The sequence below is a fragment of the Pseudomonas promysalinigenes genome (assembly GCF_014269025.2).
In the GTDB taxonomy this organism is placed as follows: domain Bacteria; phylum Pseudomonadota; class Gammaproteobacteria; order Pseudomonadales; family Pseudomonadaceae; genus Aquipseudomonas; species Aquipseudomonas promysalinigenes.
On sequence record NZ_CP077094.1, the window covers coordinates 837,441 to 858,595 of the forward strand.

Sequence of the window (21,155 nt, forward strand, 5' to 3'; positions counted from 1 at the left end):
ACTCAGCCACGGACGGCGCAGCGGTACTCGCCAGGGGAGGCGCCCATGGCCTGGCGGAAGCGGTTGCTGAAATGGCTGGCGCTGGCGAACCCGCACAACAGCGCCACCTGACCCAATGGCAAGTCGCCCAGGCGCAGTAGCTGGCAAGCGCGATGCAGTCGCCGCGCCAGCAGGTACTGATGCGGCGGCAGGCCGAAACTTGTGCGGAACATTCGCGCAAAGTGGTATTCGGACAAGTTACTGCGCAGGGCCAGTTCGCCCAGGGTGATCGGTTGCTCCAGGTGCGCCTCGATATAGTCCACCAGTTGCCGACGCAGGCTAGGTGCCAACCCGCCTTTGAGCCGTAACCCGCGGCGCAGGCCAACCTGGCTGAGCACGGCATGATCGACGATGTCATGGGCCAGGCTGCTGGCTAGCAGACGCTCGGCCGGCTCATCCCAAGCCAGGGTGATCAAATGGCGAAAACGCAGCGATTGCTGGGGGTCATCGAGGAAGGTCGCCTCCTGCAGTTGCAGTTCCCGTGGTTCGCGGTCGAGCAGGCGCACGCAGCCCAAGGCGAACTGCGCCTCGCTGATATACAGGTGCGCCAGGCGGATGGCGCCGTTGACGACCCAGTTGGACTCGTGCCCGGCCGGCATGATGCACAGTTTGTCCGGCGCACCCTTGTCGGCAGGGCGCTGGCGACGGAAGGTGCCGGTGCCATCGGCGATGTAGCATGACAGGGTGTGATGGCTCGGTGCCTGATAGTCGCGTGCGTCGTCGCGGTTGCTCCACAACGCCGCCGCCAGCCCATCGCCCAGGTGCGCGCTCAGCTCCAGCCGGGCGTTGGGCGAGGCGTGCATGGCGTTGAACACTTGCAGTTGGCTCAGTGGTGTCATGGTCTGTCCTCTTGCGCTCATCCTACTGCGCCTGCGCTGCGGTGGCTGCTGTCTCAGGCGCAAAAGCGCAAGTTTGTGCAAGCGGGCAAACGTCGGTCGCAAGAATACTGAGGCTCCTGGTGAGAGCGGGGTTACCCGCGAAACGCTGGGCATCGATTTCCAAAGGACCAAGGAGCCGCCACCATGAACCTGTCCCTCTACCTGCTGACCGTGCTGATCTGGGGCACCACCTGGATCGCCTTGAAGCTGCAATTGGGCGTGGTCGCCATCCCGGTGTCGATCGTCTACCGCTTCGCCCTGGCCGGCGTGATCCTGTTCGTCATCCTCCTGTTCACCCGCCGGCTGCAACCGATGGGCCGGCGCGGCCACGCTATCTGCCTCGCGCAGGGCGTGTGCCTGTTCTGCGTCAACTTCATGTGCTTTCTCACGGCCAGCCAGTGGGTTGCCAGTGGCTTGATCGCCGTGGTGTTCTCGACCGCCACCTTGTGGAATGCCCTGAATGCCCGGCTATTCTTCGGCCAGAAGATCGCCAGCAACGTGATCGGTGGTGGTGCGCTGGGTTTACTGGGGTTGGGCCTGCTGTTCTGGCCCGAGCTTTCCCACCACCAGGCCAGCCGCGAAACCTTCTACGGGCTGGGCCTGGCCCTGCTGGGCACGCTGTGCTTCTCGGCCGGTAACATGCTTTCGAGCCTGCAGCAGAAGGCCGGGCTCAAACCCATGACCACCAACGCCTGGGGTATGGTGTACGGCGCCTCGCTGCTGGCGGTGTACTGCCTGGCCAGGGGCATCCCCTTCGCCATGCAATGGGATGCTCGCTATGTCGGCTCGCTGCTGTACCTGGTCATCCCCGGCTCGGTGATCGGCTTCACCGCCTACCTTACCTTGGTCGGGCGCATGGGGCCGGAGCGGGCAGCCTATTGCACTGTGCTGTTCCCGCTGGTTGCACTGAACGTGTCGGCCTTCGCCGAGGGCTATCAGTGGACAACCCCAGCACTGTTTGGGCTGCTGGCGGTGATGGCCGGGAATGTGCTGGTGTTTCGCAAAGCCAGGGCTACTGTGCACATGCCCGCTCGGTGCCTCACAAGGGGAGCAGAACGTTGAAAAACGCCTCACCTTTGCGCTAAGTAGTCCGGTTCAGGCAGTAGATGGTGTCAGCCCTTCCACACCTGTGGGTTCACCAGATCCCGCGGCCGCTCACCGAGCAACGCGGCACGCAGGTTTTCCATTGCTCGGTTGGCCATGGCCTGTCGGGTTTCGGCTGTCGCCGAACCGATATGCGGCAAGGTCAGCGCATTGGGCAGCTTGAACAGCGGTGAGTCGCTGAGTGGTTCTTGTTCGTACACATCCAGGCCAGCGCCACGCAAGGTGCCGTTCTGCAGTGCCTCAATCAGCGCCGCCTCGTCTACTACCGGCCCTCGGGCGATGTTGATCAGAAATGCGCTCGGCTTCATCAGCTTCAGTTCGCGGGCGCCGATCAGCTTGCGTGTGGCATCGGACAGCGGCACCACCAGGCAGACGAAGTCGGCTTCGGCCAGCAACTGGTCGAGGCTGCGGTACTGGGCACCCAGCGCTTGTTCCAAGGCAGGTTTGCGGCTGTTGCCGGCATATAGGATCGGCATGTTGAAGCCGAAGTGGCCGCGGCGGGCGATGGCGGCGCCGATGTTGCCCAGGCCGACGATGCCCAAGGTCTTGCCATGCACATCGCTACCAAAGTGGGTTGGCGCAACCGTGGCCTGCCAACTGCCCGCCTTGGTCCAGGCATCGAGCTCGGCGGTGCGCCGGGCGCAGCCCATGATCAACGAGAAACCCAGGTCGGCGGTGCTCTCGGTGAGCACGTCGGGGGTGTTGGTCAAGGCGATGCCGCGCTCGTTGAAATAGTCGAGGTCATAATTGTCGTAGCCGACCGAGACACTGGACACCACCTCAAGCTTGCCCGCGCCTTCGAGCTGCGTGCGGCCAAGCTTGCGTCCGGCCCCGATCAGGCCGTGTGCTTCGGGCAGGGCTTCGTTGAACTGGGCGCTGATGTCACCGAGCTTGGGGTTGGGCACGATCACATTGAAGTCTTGCTGCAGGTGCTCGGCCATGGCCGGCGTGATGCGGCTGAAGGCCAGTACGGTCTTTTTCATCGGGCGACATCTCAGGGCGGTGATTGGGCTTGATTGGTTAGCAACCTACCATTGTCCACCGCCACTGCGCAGCAGCTTTTTAGTTGGCGATCAGCAGTTCATGGGTTTTCAGGTCAGCTTCATGGGCTGCGAGAATTTCTGGTAGCGAGTTGCGCAGGTATTCGACCCATGTCTTGATCTTGGCATCCAGGTACTGACGCGACGGGTAGATGGCATACAGGTTCAGCTCTTGCAAACGGTACTCAGGCATCACCCGCACCAGGCTGCCATCGCGCAGGCCGTCGATTGCCGAGTAGATCGGCAGCACGCCCATGCCCATGCCGCTGCGGATCGCGGTTTTCATCGCATCCGCCGAGTTGACCTGGAACGGCGAGCTGGTGATGTTCACCAGTTCCTGGCCTTCCGGGCCGTCGAACAGCCATTTCTCCAGCGGGATCACCGGGCTGACCATGCGCAGGCAGGCGTGCTTGAGCAGGTCGGCCGGCTTGTGCGCAAAGCCGTGCTTGGCCACGTAGTCGGGTGAGGCGCAGACGATGCTGTAAGTGATGCCCAGGCGCTGCGAAACGAAGCCTGAGTCCGGCAGTTCGGTGGCCAGCACGATCGACACGTCATAGCCCTCGTCGAGCAGATCGGGCACGCGGTTGGCCATGGTCAGGTCGAACGTCACGTCCGGGTGCGATTCACGGTAGCGGGCGATGGCATCGACCACGAAGTGCTGACCGACACCGGTCATCGAATGCACTTTCAGTTGCCCGGCAGGCCGGGCATGGGCGTCACTGGCTTCGGCTTCGGCTTCTTCGACGTAGGTGAGGATCTGTTCGCAGCGCATCAGGTATCGCTTGCCCGCCTCGGTCAGGGCGATGCGCCGCGTGGTGCGGTTAAGCAGACGGGTTTGCAGATGGGCTTCCAGGTTGGAGACCGCCCGCGACACGTTCGCGGTGGTCGTATCCAGTTGCGCCGCAGCAGCCGTGAAGCTGCCCAACTGGGCTACGCAACTGAAAGCACGCATGTTTTGCAGGGTGTCCATGGGTCACTCTCAAGATAGAGGGCAAAATTGTGTCACGAAGTAACGTAAATGTGCTTTCGACCAAAGCCGGATTATCGCTTTTTCGGTAACAAAGATTCGCAGGAATGTGCGCTTATCGCCAGTGCGGCCGGCCCCTAGAATTGCCCAGCCCCTTCACCTCTTCCTCGGGAAATCGCAGCAGTGCCGCGTCGCATCATCAGAACGCTCCACGTGTTCAGTGCCTGTGCCCTTAGCATTACCTTGAGCGGCTGTATCGGAACCTGGGGCATCGCCCCGCACAGCGAGCCTCTACAAGCCAATACCCTGACTACAGACGCCGCCATTGGCCAAGCTGCCAGTGATGCGCACTGGCCTGAGCAGCGCTGGTGGCAGGCTTACGCAGACCCGCAGCTGGATCGCTGGATCGACCTCGCCCTGGCCGGCAGCCCGAGCCTGGCCATGGCGGCGGCCCGTGTGCGTGAAGCCAAGGCCATGGCTGGGGTGGTGGAAGCGGCAGAAAAGCTTCAGGCCAATGGCCAGGCCACACTCAAGCGCCACAACTGGCCTGAAGATCAGTTCTACGGCCCAGGCGCGCTGTCGGGTGCCAACACCTGGGACAACAACGCCGCCATTGGGTTGAGCTATGCCCTGGACCTGTGGGGCCGTGAGCGCAATGCTAGCGAGCAGGCTTTGGACCAAGCCCACATGAGCGTGGCGCAGGCCCGCCAGGCCCAGCTCGAACTGCAGAACAACATCGTCAAGGCCTACATACAATTGAGCCTGCAGTTTGCCCGGCGCGATATCGTCAAGGCTGAACTCCAGCAACAGGAGCAGATTCTGGCCTTGGCCGAGCGGCGCCTGGACGGCGGCATTGGCACCCATTTCGAAGTCAGCCAGGCCCAAGCGCCGCTGCCCGAAACCCATCGCCAGCTCGATAGCCTGGACGAGGAGATCGCCCTGACCCGCAACCAGTTGGCGGCATTGGCCGGGAAAGGCCCAGGGGAGGGGGCGCAGTTGCAGCGGCCCACTTTGGCCCTCGCGGCACCGCTGAAACTGCCTTCTAAGCTGCCGGCCGAGTTGGTCGGTCAGCGCCCGGATGTAGTCGCCAGCCGCTGGCAGGTCGCGGCCCAGGCACGTGGCATCGATGTCGCCCACGCTGCTTTTTTCCCCAACGTCGACCTGGTGGGCAGCCTGGGCTTCATGGCCACAGGGGGTGGCCCGCTGGCGTTTCTGACCGGCCGCAAATTCAATTACAGCGTCGGCCCTGCGATCAGCCTGCCGGTCTTCGATGGTGGCCGCTTGCGTTCGCAACTGGGCGTTGCCTCGGCGGGGTATGACGTGGCCGTGGCGCGCTACAACCAGACAGTGATCGGCGCACTGAAGAACATCTCTGACCAGCTGATCCGCCGGGAGTCGATGAAGCAGCAGGCCCATTTGGCCGCCGAGTCGGTGGCGGCTGCGCAAAAAACCTACGACATCGCCATGGTGGCCTTCCAGCGGGGCCTGACCGACTACCTCAATGTGCTCAATGCACAGACCTTGCTGTTGCGCCAACAGCAGGTGCAGCAGCAGGTGCAGGCCGCCCGCCTGATCGCCCATGCCGACCTGGTCACCGCCCTGGGCGGCGGTTTGCAGGCGGGCCAGGATGTGCCCACGCAAGAGCGCCAAATAGCGCCGAAAACCCCGGCCACCCTGGCGATTTTCGCCCCGCAGGCGGACCACGCCGAATGAGCATGTTGAGTCTGCCAATGCGCTGGCTGCAGCGCCTGGAGTGGCGCCGGGGCTTTTTTGCCTGGGTGCGCACCGATGGGGTCACCTGGGTCTACATCTTCAAGGTGCTGGCGGCGGCTTTCATCACCTTGTGGCTGGCGATGCGCCTGGAGTTGCCGCAACCACGCACGGCAATGATCACCGTGTTCATCGTCATGCAGCCACAGAGTGGCCATGTGTTCGCCAAAAGCTTCTACCGGGTACTGGGGACTCTGGCCGGGTCAGTGATGATGGTCGCCTTGATCGCCCTGTTCCCGCAGAACACCGAGCTTTTCTTGCCGAGCCTGGCCGTGTGGGTGGGGTTGTGCTCCGCTGGCGCCATGCGCTACCGCACCTTTCGTGCCTATGGCTTCGTGCTCGCCGGCTACACCGCAGTGATGATCGGCCTGCCTGTGCTACAGCATCCGGACCAGGCGTTCATGGCGGCGGTTTGGCGAGCGTTGGAAATCGCCCTGGGCATCATGGTGTCGACCTTGGTTAGCGCTGCGATCTTGCCGCAATCGGCCAGCGCTGCCATGCGCAACGCGTTGTACCAGCGCTTTGGCGTGTTTGCCGCCGTCGTGGTGCAAGCCTTGCGCGGCGACAGCCAGCGTGAGTGGTTCGAAAGCAGCAACGTGCGCTTCGTCGCCGAAGCGGTGGGGCTGGAGAGCCTGCGCAATGTCACCGCCTTTGAAGATCCGCACATGCGTCGGCGCTCGGGCCGATTGGTGCGTATGAACAGCGAGTTCATGGCCATCACCACGCGCTTCAACGCTTTACATCGCCTGTTGGAACGCTTGCGCGCCCGTGGGCCGCTGCAGATCGTCGGCGCCATCGAACCGGGCCTGGAAACCTTGGGGCAGTTGCTACAGCCGTATGTGGGCCGAGCCCTGACCGATGCCGATGCGCTACGCCTGACGCTGGAGCTGGCAGCCTACAAGGAAGGCCTGCAGGCACAGGTACGTAGCCTACGCGCCGATTACCTGGCAACCGGCCCCAGCGAAGCCGACCTGCTCGATTTCCACACGGCATTCGAGCTGCTTTATCGCTTTGTCGACGAGATGTATAGCTACGCCCAAACCCATGCCTCGCTGGCCGCGCACAGGCACGAGCGCGAGCAGTGGGACGAGCCCTATGTGGCGCAGACCAGTTGGCTGGTATCGCTGGCTGCCGGTGTGCGGGCCTCGGCGGTATTGTTGCTGCTGGGCAGCTACTGGCTGCTGAGCGACTGGCCCAGCGGCGCCATGATGTCCCTGGTGGCCACAGTGACCGTGTGCCTGTCGGCGGCTTCGCCGAACCCCAAGCGCATGTCGTTCCAGATGGCCTGTGGTACGGCGGTCGGTGCCTTCGTCGGCTTTTTCGAAACGTTTTTCGTGTTCCCCTGGATCGACGGCTTCCCCCTGCTATGCATGGTGCTGGCGCCGGTTTTCGTATTGGGTGCGTTTCTCTCATCGCGGCCGGCGTATGCAGGTTACGGCATCGGCCTGCTGGTGTTCTTCTCCATAGGCTCTGTGCCGAACAACCTGACCGCTTTTGACCCCTATGGCTTCATCAATGACTACATAGGCATGGTCATCGGCATGTTCGTTTGCGCCGCGGCGGGTGCGATCATTCTGCCGCCCAACAGCCGCTGGTTGTGGAGTCGCCTGGAGCAGGCGTTGCGCGAGCAGGTGCTGTTCGCCATCAGCGGGCGCCTGCGCGGCATAGGCTCGGCCTTCGAGAGCCGCACCCGCGACCTGTTGCACCAGGCGTATGGCCTGGCGGCCGGCAAGCCGCAGGTGCAGAGCCAATTGATGGGCTGGATGTTCACGGTGCTCGAGATCGGCCATGCCATCATCGAACTGCGCAAGGAGCAGGCCCTCGCGCCGATCCACCCGGCCTACGCCGAGTCGCAGCCTTGGCGCCAGGCGATCCGTGTCATGGGCCGTGCCTTGGCGCGCTTGTTCTTGCAGCCCAACGCCAGCAACCACGAGCGGGCATTGGTCGCGGTAGACCACGCCATTGCGCGCGTGCAGGCCACCGACGAGCCGTTCGCCCGGCATTTCGACACCTCGGTGCTGCGCCGCGCGCAAAGCTACCTGCACTTCATCCGGTCCTCTTTGTTGGACCCACAGTCGCCATTGGCACCTGCCAAAGGAACACCTCATGCCCCGTGAAATCGCCTTCCATGGCGTTTATATGCCCACCATGACCCTGATATTCCTGTTCGCCCTGGGCCTGGCCTGGGGCCTGGACCGGTTCATCGCCAGCCATGATGGTTATCGCTTTTTCTGGCACCCGGCGCTGTTGCGCCTGAGCCTGTTCGTCTGCCTGTTCGGCGCCTTGGCGCTGTCGCTCTACTGGTGAGAAACCTTCGATGAAAAAGTTCTTCAGCCTGATCGCCACCTTGCTGGTACTGACCGCTGCCGTGGTGATCGGTCGCCAGTTGTGGCTGCATTACATGACCACGCCATGGACCCGTGACGGCCGTGTCCGGGCCGATATCATCAACGTCGCCGCCGATGTGCCTGGTTATGTAGTAGACGTGCCAGTCAAGGACAACCAGCGGGTGAAGAAGGGCGACCTGTTGATCCAGATCGACCCGGAGCACTACCAGTTGGCGGTCGACCAAGCCAAGGCGCTGGTCGCTTCGCGCAAGGCCACCTGGGAAATGCGCAAGGTCAACGCCAAACGCCGCGCCGACCTGGACAACCTGGTGATCTCCAAGGAAAACCGCGATGACGCCAGCAACATCGCCAATGCGGCTCAAGCCGATTACCAGCAGGCCCTGGCCGAACTGGCGGCAGCCGAATTGAACCTCAAACGCACCCATATCGTCGCCACGGTGGACGGTTACGTGACCAACCTGAACATCCACAACGGGGACTATGCCCGCACCGGTGAAGCGGTGATGGCGGTGGTCGATGAGCATTCGTTCTGGGTGTATGGCTTTTTCGAGGAGACCAAGCTGCCCCATGTGAAAGTCGGCGATCAGGCCGAGTTGCAAATGATGAGCGGCGAGCGCCTCAAGGGGCACGTGCAGAGCATCGCCCGCGGCATTTACGACCGCGACAACCCACAGAGCCGTGACCTGATCGCCGATGTGAACCCGACCTTCAACTGGGTGCGCCTGGCGCAGCGGGTGCCGGTTCGCATTCGCATCGATGAAGTGCCGGATGGGTTTTTGTTGGCGGCGGGGACGACCTGTACGGTGGTGGTGACGCCAAGTTCGCCTTGAGCAATGTGTTGTCAATGAGATCGAGCGCCGCCCGCGCGGCGCATCGCGAGCTGCGCTCGCTCCTACGCTTGTTTCGGGCCAGTAACGCTTGTGACGGGCGCGCGCGACCGCCTGGTTCATACGACGCGATACCGCGTCGTGTACCAAGGCGTCCGCGCGCAAATCCCGCAGGATCAATTGGCCCGAAACAAACGTAGGAGCGAGCGCAGCTCGCGATGCGCCGCGCGGGCGGCGCTCGATCTCAAAGGCCATGAACCTCTTAAGTCAACCCTGCGCCGCCCCCACCAACACCGGCACCTCGACTCGGTCAATGACCTTCGCACTGATCGACGGATCCAGTAGCCGGCCCAGCCTGGAAAGGTGGCGATGGCCCATGATGATCAGTTCGCAGTTCAGCGCTTGTGCCTTGGCGACGATTGCCTCCACCGGCTGCCTTGCAACCAGGTAGCCCTGACTGCTGAAACCGGCCTGCTGCAGGTGCTGAACGGCTTCGGCCACAGCGCGTTCGCCATGGCGCTGTTCCTCGCACGCAGCGGGGTATTCTTCAAGCTCCTGGGCTGTGTAGGGGGCGGGTTTGTCGTGCACAGCGAAGGTCGTGTCGATGGCCAGCAGTACGTGCAACTCATGGTCACCGGGGCGGCAGTAGCGGCTGGCGAGGGTGAGCAGGGCCGCGCAGGCAGGGGAGGCGTCGATGGCGATCAGAACGGGGCTGGGCATACGGGCTCCTCTTGGAAACAGGTTTTAGGCAACGACTGCCCTCTCGCCGGTCTACCCGCGAAAAGGCCATACCCGATTCTTCGCTCATTTCACCTACTGAATAAACACTCTTTTACGCATTAGCGCATTGCATCTGGTGCAATCCACCAACCTGCTACCATCGCTTTTCACACAGTGCTAACGGAAAAAACGGCCATGCAACTCCCGGACATGAACCTGCTCGTGGCCCTCGATGCACTGCTCGATGAAGGCAGCGTGGTGGGCGCCGCACAGCGCATGAATCTCAGCCCGGCGGCGATGAGCCGTACCTTGGGGCGTATTCGCGATGCTTTGGGCGATCCGATTCTGGTCCGGGCCGGCCGTGGCCTGGTGCCAACGCCACGGGCGTTGGCCCTGCGCGAACAGGTGGCGGCATTGGTGGAGCAGGCCGGGGAAGTGTTCCGCAGCGCCGATGAAGTCGACCTGCGTCGCCTGGACCGGGCTTTCAACATTCGCACCAATGACCTGTTCATCGCCTTGTATGGCGCCCAACTGCTACGGCGCATGCATGAGCAGGCGCCGCGCACGGTACTGCGCTTCGTCCCGGAAAGCCCAGGTGGCGATGACGACAGCGTGCTGCGGGTTGGGCACACCGACCTGATCATCAGCTCGACCGTCGACCTTGGCCCCGAGATCAAGGTGCAGAGCCTGTTCCAGACTTATTACGTTGGCCTGGCTCGGCGCGATCACCCAATTTTCGACCAACCCATCACTGCGCAAAGCTTCGCCAGTTACCCACAGATCAGCGTCTCCCGCCGTGGCCGGGCCAACGGCCCGATCGACGTGGAGCTCGCCAATTTCAAAGTGCGCCGACGGGTTGCGCTGATTACCCCAAGCTTCCACTCAGCGTTGTTCTCGCTGCCAGATTCCGACCTGATTCTGCCGATGCCGGCAAACATCCTTAACAGCGTTCACAAGCTTGGGCTGCCGTTACGCTCGTTCGAGATCCCGGTGCCGTTGGAGCGGGTCACCGTGCTGCAAGCCTGGCATCCGCGCATGCACAATGACCCCGCCCATCGCTGGTTACGGCAAACATTGAAAGCCTGCTGCAGCGTCGACCCTTGAGCCCGATTGCGTCTGGCGCAATTTAAAACTTCCGAGAAGTCAGTTTTCGTCAGCATTCGAGCTTTTTAGACTTACTCCAGTCGCAATTATGTTGCTGGAGATTTCTACCGTGAATGCCTTGTCCGCCCCAGTTGCCCAAACCACTGCCGGCCCCGCGCCAGCAGTTTTTGGCCTGCGGGTAGTGGTTGGGTTGTTCGGTGTATTGCTCGCTGTTTTGTGTGCTGGGCTCAACGAGTCGGTGACCAAGATTTCGCTTGCCGATATCCGGGGGGGCATGGGTATCGGTGCAGACGAAGGTGCGTGGCTGCTGGCGGTGTACAGCGCTGCATCGGTTAGCGCCATGGCCTTCGCACCGTGGCTGGCCACCACCTTCTCCCTGCGCCGCTTTACCCTGAGCGCCATTGGGCTGTTCGCCGTGCTGGGCTTGCTGCAGCCGTTCGCGCCCAACCTGCACAGCCTGATGCTGTTGCGCGTGCTGCAGGGGTTGGCTTCTGGCGCGTTGCCGCCGATGCTGATGAGTGTGGCCCTGCGCTTTCTGCCGCCAGGCATCAAGGTCTATGGCCTGGCGTGTTATGCCTTGACCGCGACCTTCGGGCCTAACCTGGGCACACCGCTGGCGGGCCTGTGGACCGAGTACGTCGGTTGGCAGTGGGCGTTCTGGCAGATCATTCTACCCTCGGCCTTGGCCATGTTCTGCGTCGGCTGGGGCTTACCGCAGGACCCTCTGCGCCTGGAGCGCTTCAGGCAGTTCGACTGGCGTGGGGTGCTGCTGGGCTTGCCGGCGATCAGTTGCACCGTACTCGGCCTGTCGTTGGGTGACCGCTGGGGCTGGTTCGATTCCACTCTGATCTGCTGGTTGCTGGGCGGTGGCGTGCTGTTGCTGGCGCTGTTTCTGTTCAATGAATGGTCGCAGCCGCTGCCATTCTTCCAACTGCGCATGCTGCAGCGACGCAACCTCAGTTTTGCCCTGGTGACCCTGGCCGGGGTGTTGATCGTATTGTCCGGTGTAGGCAGCATCCCGTCGGCGTACCTGGCGCAGATCCAAGGGTACCGGCCGGCACAGACCAGCCCGCTGATGCTGCTGGTGGCCATGCCGCAGTTGCTGGCGCTGCCGTTGACCGCAGCGCTGTGCAACATCCGCGCAGTGGACTGCCGCTGGGTACTGGCCGTGGGCCTGGCCATGCTGGCGGCGTCCTGTATGGGCAGCAGCCTGTTGACCAGCCAATGGGTACGGGGCGACTTCTACCCGTTCTACCTGCTGCAGGTCTTCGGCCAACCGATGGCCGTGCTGCCCTTGCTGATGCTGTCCACCAACGGCATGAGCCCACAGGAGGGCCCGTTCGCCTCCAGTTGGTTCAACACGGTCAAAGGCTTGGCCGCCGTAATTGCCGGGGGCTTGCTGGATGCCTTGGGCACCCTGCGTCGGCACTTTCATTCCAACCACCTGGTGGACAGCCTGGGTAATGCCCCGCTGCTCGACGACAACGCAGCCGGCCTTGCCAAGCGCGTGCACGAGCAGGCCCTGGTGCTCACATCGGCCGACCTTTACCTGGTCATGGCCGGCGTGGCCGTGGCGCTGATCTGCCTGATTCCTTTCGTGCCTACTCGGGTCTATCCGCCGCGCGCGGTGGCTTGAACCCTGGATGAATTCGAGACACTGAACATGACCAATCACCGCAAAACTCTCGTTATCGGCTCGGTGCTCGCTGTGGCCGTACTCGCCGCGCTGGTCGGCCCGTGGCTGTTGGGCAGCGATCACCGCCAGCGGACCAACGATGCCTACGTGATCGCCGACTACACCGTGGTTGCGCCCAAGGTGTCGGGCTTTATCAAGCAGGTGCTGGTGGAGGACAACCAGCAGGTCAAGGCCGGTCAGTTGCTGGCGACCATCGATGCCCGTGACTATGAAGCTGCGCTGGATGCCGCTCAGGCTCAGTTGTTGGTAGCCAAGGCGCAGAGCGCCGATGCCCGCGCCACCCTCGAACGCCAGGGCGCATTGATTGCCCAGGCGCAGGCGGCGGTGACGGCGGCCCAGGCCGAAGCCTCGTTCGCTGACCACGAGGTGCACCGCTACAGCCGCTTGGCTGAACAGGGCGCGGGTACCGTGCAGAATGCTCAGCAGGCGCGCAGCAGGGTCGACCAGGCCCGTGCCCGGCTGGCCAACACCCAGGCGGCGCTGCTGGCCACCCGTAAGCAGGTGGACATCCTCACGGCCCAGGTGGCCAGCGCCGATGGCCAGCTCAAGCGCGCCGAGGCCGGGTTGGAGAAAGCCCAGCTGGATCTGTCTTACACCCGCATCACTGCACCGGTCGATGGCATGGTCGGGGAGCGCGCACTGCGCGTGGGGGCGTTCGTCAACCCGGGCGCACGCCTGCTGTCGGTGGTGCCGCTGCAGCAAGCCTATGTGGTAGGCAACTTCCAGGAAACCCAGTTGACCCACGTCCAGCCCGGCCAACCGGTGACCATCAGTGTGGATACGTTCTCCGGTGCCACCCTCAAGGGTCGCGTGCAGAGTATCGCCCCGGCCACCGGCGTGACCTTCGCTGCGGTCAAACCCGATAACGCAACCGGCAACTTCACCAAGGTAGTGCAACGCATACCGGTGAAGATCGTCTTCGATGATGGCCAGCCACTGCTTGAACGCCTGCGGGTGGGCATGTCGGTGGAGGCCACCATCGATACCGAAGGCGATAGCCTGGCGAGCCAAGAGGTCACCGCGCGATGAAGCCTGCCTTACGCTTGAGCCCGTTGTTTCTGGCTGCGGTGATGGCCGGCTGTACCCTCGGCCCGGACTTCCAGCGCCCCGACACCCCTGCGCCGCAGCACTGGGCAGCGTTGCAAGGTGAAGCCGCTGCGAGCCAGCCGCAAGCCGAACCGCTGCAACTGCGCTGGTGGGAGACCTTTAACGACCCACGCCTGAGCGCGCTGATCCAGCGTGTTGCCGATAACAACCTGGACTTGCAGATGGCCAGTGCGCGCTTGCTGCAAAGCCGCGCTCTGCGTAACACCGTGGCAGCGGATCAGACGCCATCGGTCGCTGCCAACGCCAGTTACAGCCGCGCCCGCAACAGTGCCGAAGGCCTCAGCGATCCCTCCGGGAATGCCGGTCACTCAGCTTTCAACCTTTGGCAGGGCGACCTGGTCGCTGGCTGGGAGCTGGACCTGTGGGGCCGGGTGCGGCGCCAGGTGGAGGCGGCCGATGCTACCGTGCAGGTAGCCGAGAACGATCGGCGCAGTGTGCTGCTGGCGCTGCTGGCCGAAACTGCCGGCAACTACATTCAGCTGCGCGCCGTCCAACACACCCTGGAAGTCACCCGCGACAACCTCAAGGTTGCTGAACATAGCCTCAAGCTCTCCCAGGACCGCCAGGCCGAAGGCGTCGCCACGCGCTTGGACGTGGCCCAGGCCAGCGCTCAGGTCGCGTCCATCCAGGCACGCCTGCCAAGCCTTGAGGCCAGGCGTGACGACCTGATCAATGCCCTGAGCCTGCTTGCCGCCCAGCCGCCGCGCAGCTTGCAGGCCGAGTTGCTGCCGGCTGCCCAGTTGCCTGCACCGCAGCAGAGCTTCGCCATTGGTCTGCCGTCCGAGCTGGCCGAGCGGCGCCCAGACATCCGCAAGGCTCAGGCGCGCCTTCATGCAGCCACCGCCAGTATTGGAGTGGCCAAGGCTGATTTCTACCCGAGCATTCGGCTGTCAGGCAATGTCGGTTTCCAGGCCATGCAACTTGCGGATTTCGGTGCCTGGGATTCGCGTCGCTTCGCCTTCGGCCCCCAGTTGTCGCTGCCAATCTTCGAGGGTGGCCGGCTCAAGGGCACCTTGGAGCTGCGCGAGGCGCAGCAGCAGGAGGCGGCGTTGAACTATCGCAAGGTGGTGCTCAATGCCTGGCACGAAATCGACGATGTGCTACGCCTTTACAACGCCAGTCAATTACGCCGCGATCACTTGGCAGAGGCGGTACGACAGAACCGCATCGCCCTGGAAACCGCCCAGCGTCAGTACGTCGAAGGGGCGGTGGATTTTCTCAATGTGCTGAGCGTGCAGGGGGCCCTGCTGGCTAGCGAAGAGCAATGGATCGACAGTTCGGCCGCGGTGTCCCAGGCGCTGGTCGGCTTGTACAAAGCCCTGGGCGGCGGCTGGCAGGCGTTCGATGAACAACCCCAGCATTCTCATGGTTGAGGAGCAGCACACATGCATATTTCCTTGAACGGTAAGCGGGCCATCGTCAGTGGTTCCACAGCAGGCATCGGCCTGGCCATCGCCATGGGGCTGGCCGAAGCAGGCGCAGAGGTGGTGCTCAACGGACGCACTCAAGTTCGTGTCGACGCAGCCCTCAAGGCGGTTCGCGAACGGGTGCCACACGCGCGCATCATCGGCATCGCCGCTGACCTTGGCACTGCGCAGGGTGCACAGCAGCTGTTCGGCCAGGTGCCGCACACCGATATTCTGGTCAACAACCTTGGCATCTTCGAGCCCAAGCCATTCTTCGAGATCGATGATGCCGATTGGCAGCGCTTCTTCGACGTCAATGTGCTCAGCGCAGTACGCTTGTCGCGCCATTACGCGCAAGGTATGGCCGAGCGCAAGTGGGGGCGAGTGATTTTCCTGTCCAGCGAGTCGGCACTGCAGATCCCCACTGAAATGGTTCACTACGGCATGACCAAGACCGCGCTGCTGGCGGTGTCCCGCGGGCTGGCCGAAACCTTGGCCGGCACGGGCGTCACGGTGAATTCGGTGCTGCCGGGGCCGTCCCGCTCGGAGGGTGTGGGCGATTTCTTTGCCAAGCTTGCGCAAGAGCAGGGTGTGTCCACCGATGAGTTGGAAGCCAGTTTTCTGGCCGAGCACCGGCCGACTTCATTGCTCAAGCGGCTGGCGACAGTGGAGGAAGTGGCGAACATGGTGGTGTATCTGGCCTCCCTGCAGGCCAGTGCCACCACTGGAGCTGCCTTGCGAGTCGATGGCGGAGTCTTGCGTTCCATCGCCTGATTTGCTTCGAAGCAGCCGACGCCGATTTCAAAGCGGGCGCAGCAGGCCGAAGCGCTTGCGCAGGGCCCAATCCAGCAGCCGCCGTGGCAGCAGTCGGGCCATCAACGGCAACGCCGTGCTGCCGTTGCCCAAGCGCACCAACGGCGGCACAGGCGCTTTGCCGACGGCTGCCAGCACGCCCTTGGCAAATTCGGCCGCTGGCGTAGGTTTGTCCTGCGAAGCGCGTGCCCGGGCTTGCACATGCTCGCGCAGCGGCCACCATGCCGAGTCCGCCGCCAGCACCTGATCCGCCTGGCGCTGGGCATTGCTGGCAAATTGCGAGGCAATGGCTCCGGGCTGCACTTGCATCACTTGGATGCCGAACGGCGCAAGCTCAAGGCGCAGCGCATCGCTCAGGGCATGCACGGCAGCCTTGGACGCACAGTAGGCGCCTGCGAAAGGGGTGACCAGCACCCCGGAGACGCTACCGATATTGACCACCAGCCCTCGCGCACGACGCAGCAGTGGGAACAGTGCGCGGGTGACCCCGACGACCGCGAACACGTTGGTGTCGAATTGCTGGCGCAGGGCATCGACGCCGCCATCGAGCAGCGGGCCCATGGCACCGAAGCCGGCATTGTTGATCAAGACGTCCAGGCCACCGAGCTTTGTTTGCAGCTCATCGGCCAAGCGCGCGAGGGCTTGTTCGTCGTTGACGTCCAGTTGCCTTGCGGTGAAGCCGGCAGCGGACAGTTGTTCGACATCTTCAGGCTTGCGAGCCGTGGCCCACACATCATGGCCGGCATCGCGAAAGGCATCGGCCAGGGCGCGGCCGATGCCGCTGGAACAACCGGTGATCAAAACGCTGGGCATAGGGAGAGCCTTCGATTAATTGGCGAATGAGCCTTGCAGGTGTTCTGCGCGAAATTCCAGGGTTTGTGGCCGATACCCGCTGCGCAGCGGTGGCAAAGGCAGGCAGTCAGTCCACTCGGCGCCTGGCTGCAGCTCGCCTGGTCCGCGGTAGCGCGGTGCGTTGTAGCTAGCCTCTGCAAGGTTAACGGTGTCGCCCGGCGCATACGCGGCCACCCGCCAATGCAGTTCGGTCAGTGGCACCTGATTGCCGTTTTTCATGTGTACCAGCAGCGCTCGGTCGTCAGGGCATTGTTGCGGCGCGTAGCTCAGGCGCAGGTCAAGGCGTGCCAGCTGCGCGGTTTCGCGATTGTCCTGCCAGGCCACCAGCAGTGCCACCAGCCCCAGCCCACAAACGGCCGCCAGGGAGATCGGCAGGGCCTTGGCGGGGTAGCGCAACAGCAGCACCAGCCAAGTGAGAACGAGCAGTGCGCCGATGATCATGGCCAAGAGGTCTCCTGATTGCCTTGAACACATGGTAGCGATAAAGCGAGTTGTTCTGGAAGCGCCGGCAGTTTAGCGGCTCAGAGTCGTCGAGTAGGGGGGCGGACCTGGTATTTTTGCCAGTTGTGACGTTCGGGAGGCTGTCATAGTGTGATTTCGTCTGACGTAGCCTGAAAGTTTTTTACGAACGTTAATCTTGTAGATGAGGAACTCATGATGGCTTCCAGCGAACAAGGGACCGGAATTAAACTTGAGCAGCAATTGAGCAAGCTTGGACTGAGTGCTGAAAAAAAACTTAATCTACCGGGGCGAGCAGAGGGCACTTTTAAACCGGCCATTCTTTCGAGAGACACGTTCACAACCAATGAAATTCGCGTCACGCAAAAGACATTCCCGCTGTTCGTGGTAGCTGTACAGAACTTTACGGATGATAAGGGCTTTCAGGGTGAATTGGGCGTGGCTTTTTATATCACCGGTACTGCCGAGGCACCTACAGCCGTAAACGCGTTCATTGTGAAGGGCTCTATGGCGCATATCGATACAAGCCCGAACGTTAAAGCAGCTGTGAAAAATGGCGTGCTGACACTGGATTTCGAATTCGAGACCTGGCTCCTTAACGTTCAACATAAAGCAGAGGGTACGTTGGAAGTCGATCTGTCCTAACTCGCACCTTGACCCGTTCAAAGCAAGCAGGCACCGCAACGGTGCCTGCTCGTGTTGGTTATTGCGCAATCGTCTTGACGGACACCCCCCGCTCGACGGGTGTCGATGTGCGTCCATACACGTCTTCGAAACGTTCGATGTCGTCCTCGCCCAGGTAGCTGCCCGATTGCACCTCGATGATCTCCAGAGGGATCTTGCCTGGGTTGCGCAGGCGGTGGACCGAGGCGATCGGAATGTAGGTCGACTGGTTTTCGGTGAGCAGGAACACATTCTCGTCACAGGTCACCTCGGCCGTGCCGGAGACCACGATCCAGTGCTCGGCACGGTGGTGGTGCATCTGCAGCGACAAGCTGGCGCCGGGCTTGACGGTGATGTGCTTGACCTGGAAGCGCCCGCCCATGTCCACCGAGTCGTACGAGCCCCAAGGGCGATAGACTTCCAGGTGGTTCTGGGTTTCGCTCCGGCCCTGCTCGTCGAGTGTCTTGACCATCTGCTTGACGCCCTGGACCTTGTCCTTGTGGGCGATCATCATCGCGTCCTTGGTCTCGACCACCACGATGTTCTCAAGGCCGATCACCGACACCAGCTTGCCGTTGCCATGGATCATGCAGTTGCGGCTGTCCTGCACCACTACGTCGCCTTTGGTGACGTTGCCGTCGGCGTCCTTGTCGTGCACCTCCCATAGCGATGACCAGCAGCCCACATCGCTCCAGCCTGCCGACATCGGCACCACGCAGGCACGCTGGGTCTTCTCCATCACCGCGTAGTCGATCGAGTTGTCCGGGCAGCAGGCGAAGGTGGCCTCGTCGATGCTCAGCACATCGTCATCTTCGCTGCTGCGCTCAAGGGCCAGTACGCAGGTGTCATAAATGTCCGGGTCGTGTTTTTTCAGCTCTTCGAGGAAGCGGCTGGCGCGGAACAGGAACATGCCGCTATTCCAGAAGTAGCCGCCCGCGGCGACGAACTCGGCAGCGCGCTTTTCATCGGGTTTTTCGACGAACTGGGCAACTCGGGCCACGCCTTCAGGCAGCAGCGCATCCTGGCTGGAGCGGATGTAGCCGTAGCCGGTTTCCGGTTTGGTGGCCGGCACGCCGAACAGCACCATTTCGCCGCGCTCGGCGGCCACGGTGGCCAAGGCCAAGGCGCGTTGCAGGGCCTTTTGGTCATCGATCACATGGTCGGCGGGCAGCACCAGCATCAGCTCGTCGCAACCCTCGTTGACCAGTTTCATGGCTGCCAAAGCCACCGCTGGCGCAGTATTGCGCCCAAACGGCTCCATCAGGATGCCTTGGGTTTCCAGGTTCAGGGCAGCGAGCTGTTCCTGAACGATGAACTTGTGATCCTTGTTGCAGACCACGACCGGGCTGTCCATGCCTTCGAAGCGCAAGCGCTCGAGGGTTTGCTGGAACAGGGTGTTCTCCCCGGTCAGCGCCAGGAATTGTTTGGGGAACTGCTTGCGCGACAAAGGCCACAGACGCGAACCGCTACCACCAGAAAGAATTACCGGGATCATCGTGTTTCTCCAATAGTCGTTATGAGGCAGGGGGATCAGTTGCTAGCCACGGGGCGAGTTACCCACACCGGCGACAAGTTGCTGCCGGAACCCGTTACGTACAGCACGGCCGCTTCGCCACGCTCCAGGGCGACCGGTTTGAGGTCGCTGACTTTCTTGTTGCCCTCGAACAAGGCCAGGTTGACCTTGACCGGATTGATTTCCCGCTCGCCGCGGCCTTTGGTGGCCACCGATGGCACCACTTCGGTCTTGCCGTCGGCAGTTTTCAGGGTCAGGGCCTGGTCGCTGAGGTTCTGCACCCGCACCAACGCCTTTTGCTTGTTCTTGAAAGGCGGCTCTTCGATCAGCTGCGGGTTGCCGCTGCTGCTGTTGACCAGGGTGTAGTACTTGTCGGCGGCCAGTTGCACCGGCACGCTCTTACCGCCTACCTGGGCGGTGTAGTCGCCACCTGGCAGGAAGCTGAAGTCGCTGCTGGCCTGGGCGCCAACCTGCTTGATCTGGGTGTTGCCCACGCTGGCTGCAGCCGGTGCGCTGGCCGCGTTATACAAACGCACGAAGCTCGAACCCTTGGGCGCGCTTGGGCCATACAGCGCGGCGTCGGCTCCGGCGAACGCCTGCATGGACGCCAGGGAAAGCCCGGCCGCGAGGGTGAGGGCTTTGGCAATGGAAGTTTTGGTAGTCATGTGCATTTCCTCTCTATCGATCAGTGATGCGTCCGGGTGGACGACATGGCCAGGTTTTCTTCGGATTTACGGTTGTGCTTGAGCTGCGCGATCCACTGCGGGTCGAAGCTGCTGAGGTCGCTGGTCATCGGCAGATAACGTTCGGGGAATTCCCACACCACAACCTGGGGCGGGGCGTTTTTGAAGGCATCGCTTTGCAGGTACTTGAGCATCGGCAGCAATGGGCCGTGGCCGTCTTCGGCGTAATTGGCGACATCGCTGTGCAGCGCCTGCTGCAACGCGCCGAGGAAGTTCCAGTGCGCATTGGCGCTGTAGCTGGTGCCCACCAGGGCCACCGGGATCTGGGTATCGGCGAACAGCGCGTCGCCGCCGGCAGCATCAGCTTCGGCCGGGCGAGTGGTGAGTTGTTGCAGATTGTCCGGAGCCGGCAGCAGGTCGCTGAACAGTGGGTCCAGCGGCAGGAAGTTGGTCAGGTCGCCCTTGTAGGGAGCGGTGCTGCCAGCGTCGGTGATGAACGCCTGAGGCTCGCCGTCGAGTAGGCGCTGACGGCTGACCGCATCTGCCAGCGTCTGGGCCGCGACTTGCGCGCCCATCGGCGTCCAATGGGTGTCGGTACGCAAGAACACTTGGCCGCGAGCTTTGGCCTGCTCCAGTGCGGGCATCAGGTCGGGGGCGAACACATTGGCCTGACGCGCCTGGGCATGGAAGCGGTTGTACAGCTGATCGTGCAGGCTGGCCGGTTGCTGTTTGCCGATGTATTCGGCATACACCCGCGCCTTGGCCGGGATGATCGCCAGCACCAAGTGGCTGCCGTGCTTGCGCAGGGTGTCGCGCACGCCTTGGATCAGTGCAAGGTTCTCCTGCATCTGCTGCTCGGCATTGGCAGTAGGCTTGAACTCTTCGTCAGTGAACAGCCACTGATCGCGGCCCAAGACCACACCAGGGCGGCCTTCGTTGAACAGTTTGAAGTCCAGGGCGGCCCAAAGGTTGGTACCCAGGCGCTTGATGGGGAACTGCTCGTCGTAGTGGGTTTCTGCGGCCTTGGCCAGCTTGCCGTTGAGCAGGGTCATCTGCTGGGTACGGTGAAAGCCTTCAAAACCGCCTGTGGACCACACGCCCATGCCTACCAGCAGGCCAAGGAACGACAGGGAGTAAGTGATACGTAATGTCCGGTTCATGGCGTG

At 62.6% G+C, this 21,155-nt stretch carries 20 protein-coding genes; 11 read left to right on the plus strand and 9 right to left on the minus strand.

Going from position 1 to position 21,155, the window contains the following annotated elements; all coding sequences use genetic code 11:
- Positions 1-2: 2 nt before the first annotated feature.
- Positions 3-878 (minus strand): helix-turn-helix domain-containing protein, encoded by an 876-nt coding sequence (locus HU725_RS03945; RefSeq protein WP_060478955.1) that lies wholly within the window; start codon positions 876-878, stop codon positions 3-5.
- Between the two features lie 183 nt (positions 879-1,061).
- Here HU725_RS03945 and HU725_RS03950 point away from each other — a divergent pair, with 183 nt between their 5' ends.
- Positions 1,062-1,979 carry a DMT family transporter gene (locus tag HU725_RS03950; RefSeq protein ID WP_186477444.1) on the plus strand — a complete coding sequence of 306 codons (918 nt, stop codon included), beginning with the start codon at positions 1,062-1,064 and terminating at the stop codon, positions 1,977-1,979.
- Between the two features lie 50 nt (positions 1,980-2,029).
- On the opposite strand, the gene HU725_RS03955 is transcribed toward HU725_RS03950, so the two are convergent.
- A complete protein-coding gene (locus HU725_RS03955; RefSeq protein ID WP_186477445.1) occupies positions 2,030-3,004 on the minus strand; it encodes a 2-hydroxyacid dehydrogenase in 975 nt (324 codons plus the stop codon).
- A 79-nt stretch (positions 3,005-3,083) separates the two neighbouring features.
- Positions 3,084-4,031: a LysR family transcriptional regulator gene (locus HU725_RS03960; RefSeq protein ID WP_060478959.1), complete on the minus strand. Its 948-nt coding sequence runs from the start codon at positions 4,029-4,031 to the stop codon at positions 3,084-3,086.
- A 180-nt stretch (positions 4,032-4,211) separates the two neighbouring features.
- On the opposite strand from HU725_RS03960, the gene HU725_RS03965 reads away from it, so the two are divergent.
- The 4 genes from HU725_RS03965 to HU725_RS03980 are packed head-to-tail and all read left to right on the plus strand — an operon-like array spanning position 4,212 to position 8,976.
- Positions 4,212-5,741: an efflux transporter outer membrane subunit gene (locus HU725_RS03965; RefSeq protein WP_186477446.1), complete on the plus strand. Its 1,530-nt coding sequence runs from the start codon at positions 4,212-4,214 to the stop codon at positions 5,739-5,741.
- On the plus strand, positions 5,738-7,915 hold the full coding sequence (locus HU725_RS03970; RefSeq protein WP_186477447.1) for an FUSC family protein: 2,178 nt from the start codon (positions 5,738-5,740) through the stop codon (positions 7,913-7,915). The genes HU725_RS03965 and HU725_RS03970 overlap by 4 nt, the downstream gene beginning before the upstream one ends.
- On the plus strand, positions 7,905-8,105 hold the full coding sequence (locus tag HU725_RS03975; RefSeq protein WP_060478962.1) for a DUF1656 domain-containing protein: 201 nt from the start codon (positions 7,905-7,907) through the stop codon (positions 8,103-8,105). The genes HU725_RS03970 and HU725_RS03975 overlap by 11 nt, the downstream gene beginning before the upstream one ends.
- 10 nt (positions 8,106-8,115) lie before the next feature.
- On the plus strand, positions 8,116-8,976 hold the full coding sequence (locus tag HU725_RS03980) for an efflux RND transporter periplasmic adaptor subunit (protein ID WP_186477448.1): 861 nt from the start codon (positions 8,116-8,118) through the stop codon (positions 8,974-8,976).
- A 264-nt stretch (positions 8,977-9,240) separates the two neighbouring features.
- On the opposite strand, the gene HU725_RS03985 is transcribed toward HU725_RS03980, so the two are convergent.
- Entirely contained in the window at positions 9,241-9,693 is a 453-nt protein-coding gene (locus HU725_RS03985; RefSeq protein ID WP_186477449.1) for a universal stress protein, read from the minus strand.
- 195 nt (positions 9,694-9,888) lie between these two features.
- On the opposite strand from HU725_RS03985, the gene HU725_RS03990 reads away from it, so the two are divergent.
- The 5 genes from HU725_RS03990 to HU725_RS04010 all read left to right on the plus strand — a co-directional run bounded on the left by HU725_RS03990 (position 9,889) and on the right by HU725_RS04010 (position 15,780).
- Positions 9,889-10,797, plus strand: a complete 909-nt coding sequence (locus HU725_RS03990) for a LysR family transcriptional regulator (protein WP_060478965.1) — start codon at positions 9,889-9,891, stop codon at positions 10,795-10,797.
- A gap of 109 nt (positions 10,798-10,906) precedes the next feature.
- A complete protein-coding gene (locus HU725_RS03995) occupies positions 10,907-12,433 on the plus strand; it encodes an MFS transporter (protein WP_186477450.1) in 1,527 nt (508 codons plus the stop codon).
- A 27-nt stretch (positions 12,434-12,460) separates the two neighbouring features.
- Entirely contained in the window at positions 12,461-13,522 is a 1,062-nt protein-coding gene (locus HU725_RS04000; protein ID WP_186477451.1) for an HlyD family secretion protein, read from the plus strand.
- Positions 13,519-14,973: an efflux transporter outer membrane subunit gene (locus HU725_RS04005; protein WP_186477452.1), complete on the plus strand. Its 1,455-nt coding sequence runs from the start codon at positions 13,519-13,521 to the stop codon at positions 14,971-14,973. Before HU725_RS04000 ends, HU725_RS04005 begins: the two co-directional genes overlap by 4 nt.
- 12 nt (positions 14,974-14,985) lie before the next feature.
- Positions 14,986-15,780 carry an SDR family NAD(P)-dependent oxidoreductase gene (locus HU725_RS04010; protein ID WP_186477453.1) on the plus strand — a complete coding sequence of 265 codons (795 nt, stop codon included), beginning with the start codon at positions 14,986-14,988 and terminating at the stop codon, positions 15,778-15,780.
- A gap of 27 nt (positions 15,781-15,807) precedes the next feature.
- Here the strand turns inward: HU725_RS04010 and HU725_RS04015 are convergent, their stop codons facing one another.
- Both HU725_RS04015 and HU725_RS04020 read right to left on the minus strand, forming a co-directional pair.
- A complete protein-coding gene (locus HU725_RS04015) occupies positions 15,808-16,632 on the minus strand; it encodes an SDR family oxidoreductase (protein WP_186477454.1) in 825 nt (274 codons plus the stop codon).
- Between the two features lie 15 nt (positions 16,633-16,647).
- Entirely contained in the window at positions 16,648-17,112 is a 465-nt protein-coding gene (locus HU725_RS04020) for a multidrug transporter (protein WP_186477628.1), read from the minus strand.
- Between the two features lie 213 nt (positions 17,113-17,325).
- Here HU725_RS04020 and HU725_RS04025 point away from each other — a divergent pair, with 213 nt between their 5' ends.
- A complete protein-coding gene (locus HU725_RS04025) occupies positions 17,326-17,775 on the plus strand; it encodes a hypothetical protein (RefSeq protein WP_186477455.1) in 450 nt (149 codons plus the stop codon).
- 58 nt (positions 17,776-17,833) lie between these two features.
- Here HU725_RS04025 and HU725_RS04030 read toward each other — a convergent pair whose 3' ends face one another.
- The 3 genes from HU725_RS04030 to HU725_RS04040 are packed head-to-tail and all read right to left on the minus strand — an operon-like array spanning position 17,834 to position 21,149.
- Positions 17,834-19,288, minus strand: coding sequence for a mannose-1-phosphate guanylyltransferase/mannose-6-phosphate isomerase (locus HU725_RS04030; protein ID WP_186477456.1), 1,455 nt, complete (start codon positions 19,286-19,288; stop codon positions 17,834-17,836).
- 35 nt (positions 19,289-19,323) lie between these two features.
- On the minus strand, positions 19,324-19,971 hold the full coding sequence (locus HU725_RS04035; protein WP_060478974.1) for an alginate O-acetyltransferase AlgF: 648 nt from the start codon (positions 19,969-19,971) through the stop codon (positions 19,324-19,326).
- 20 nt (positions 19,972-19,991) lie between these two features.
- Positions 19,992-21,149, minus strand: a complete 1,158-nt coding sequence (locus HU725_RS04040) for an alginate O-acetyltransferase (RefSeq protein WP_186477457.1) — start codon at positions 21,147-21,149, stop codon at positions 19,992-19,994.
- Positions 21,150-21,155 lie beyond the last annotated feature (6 nt).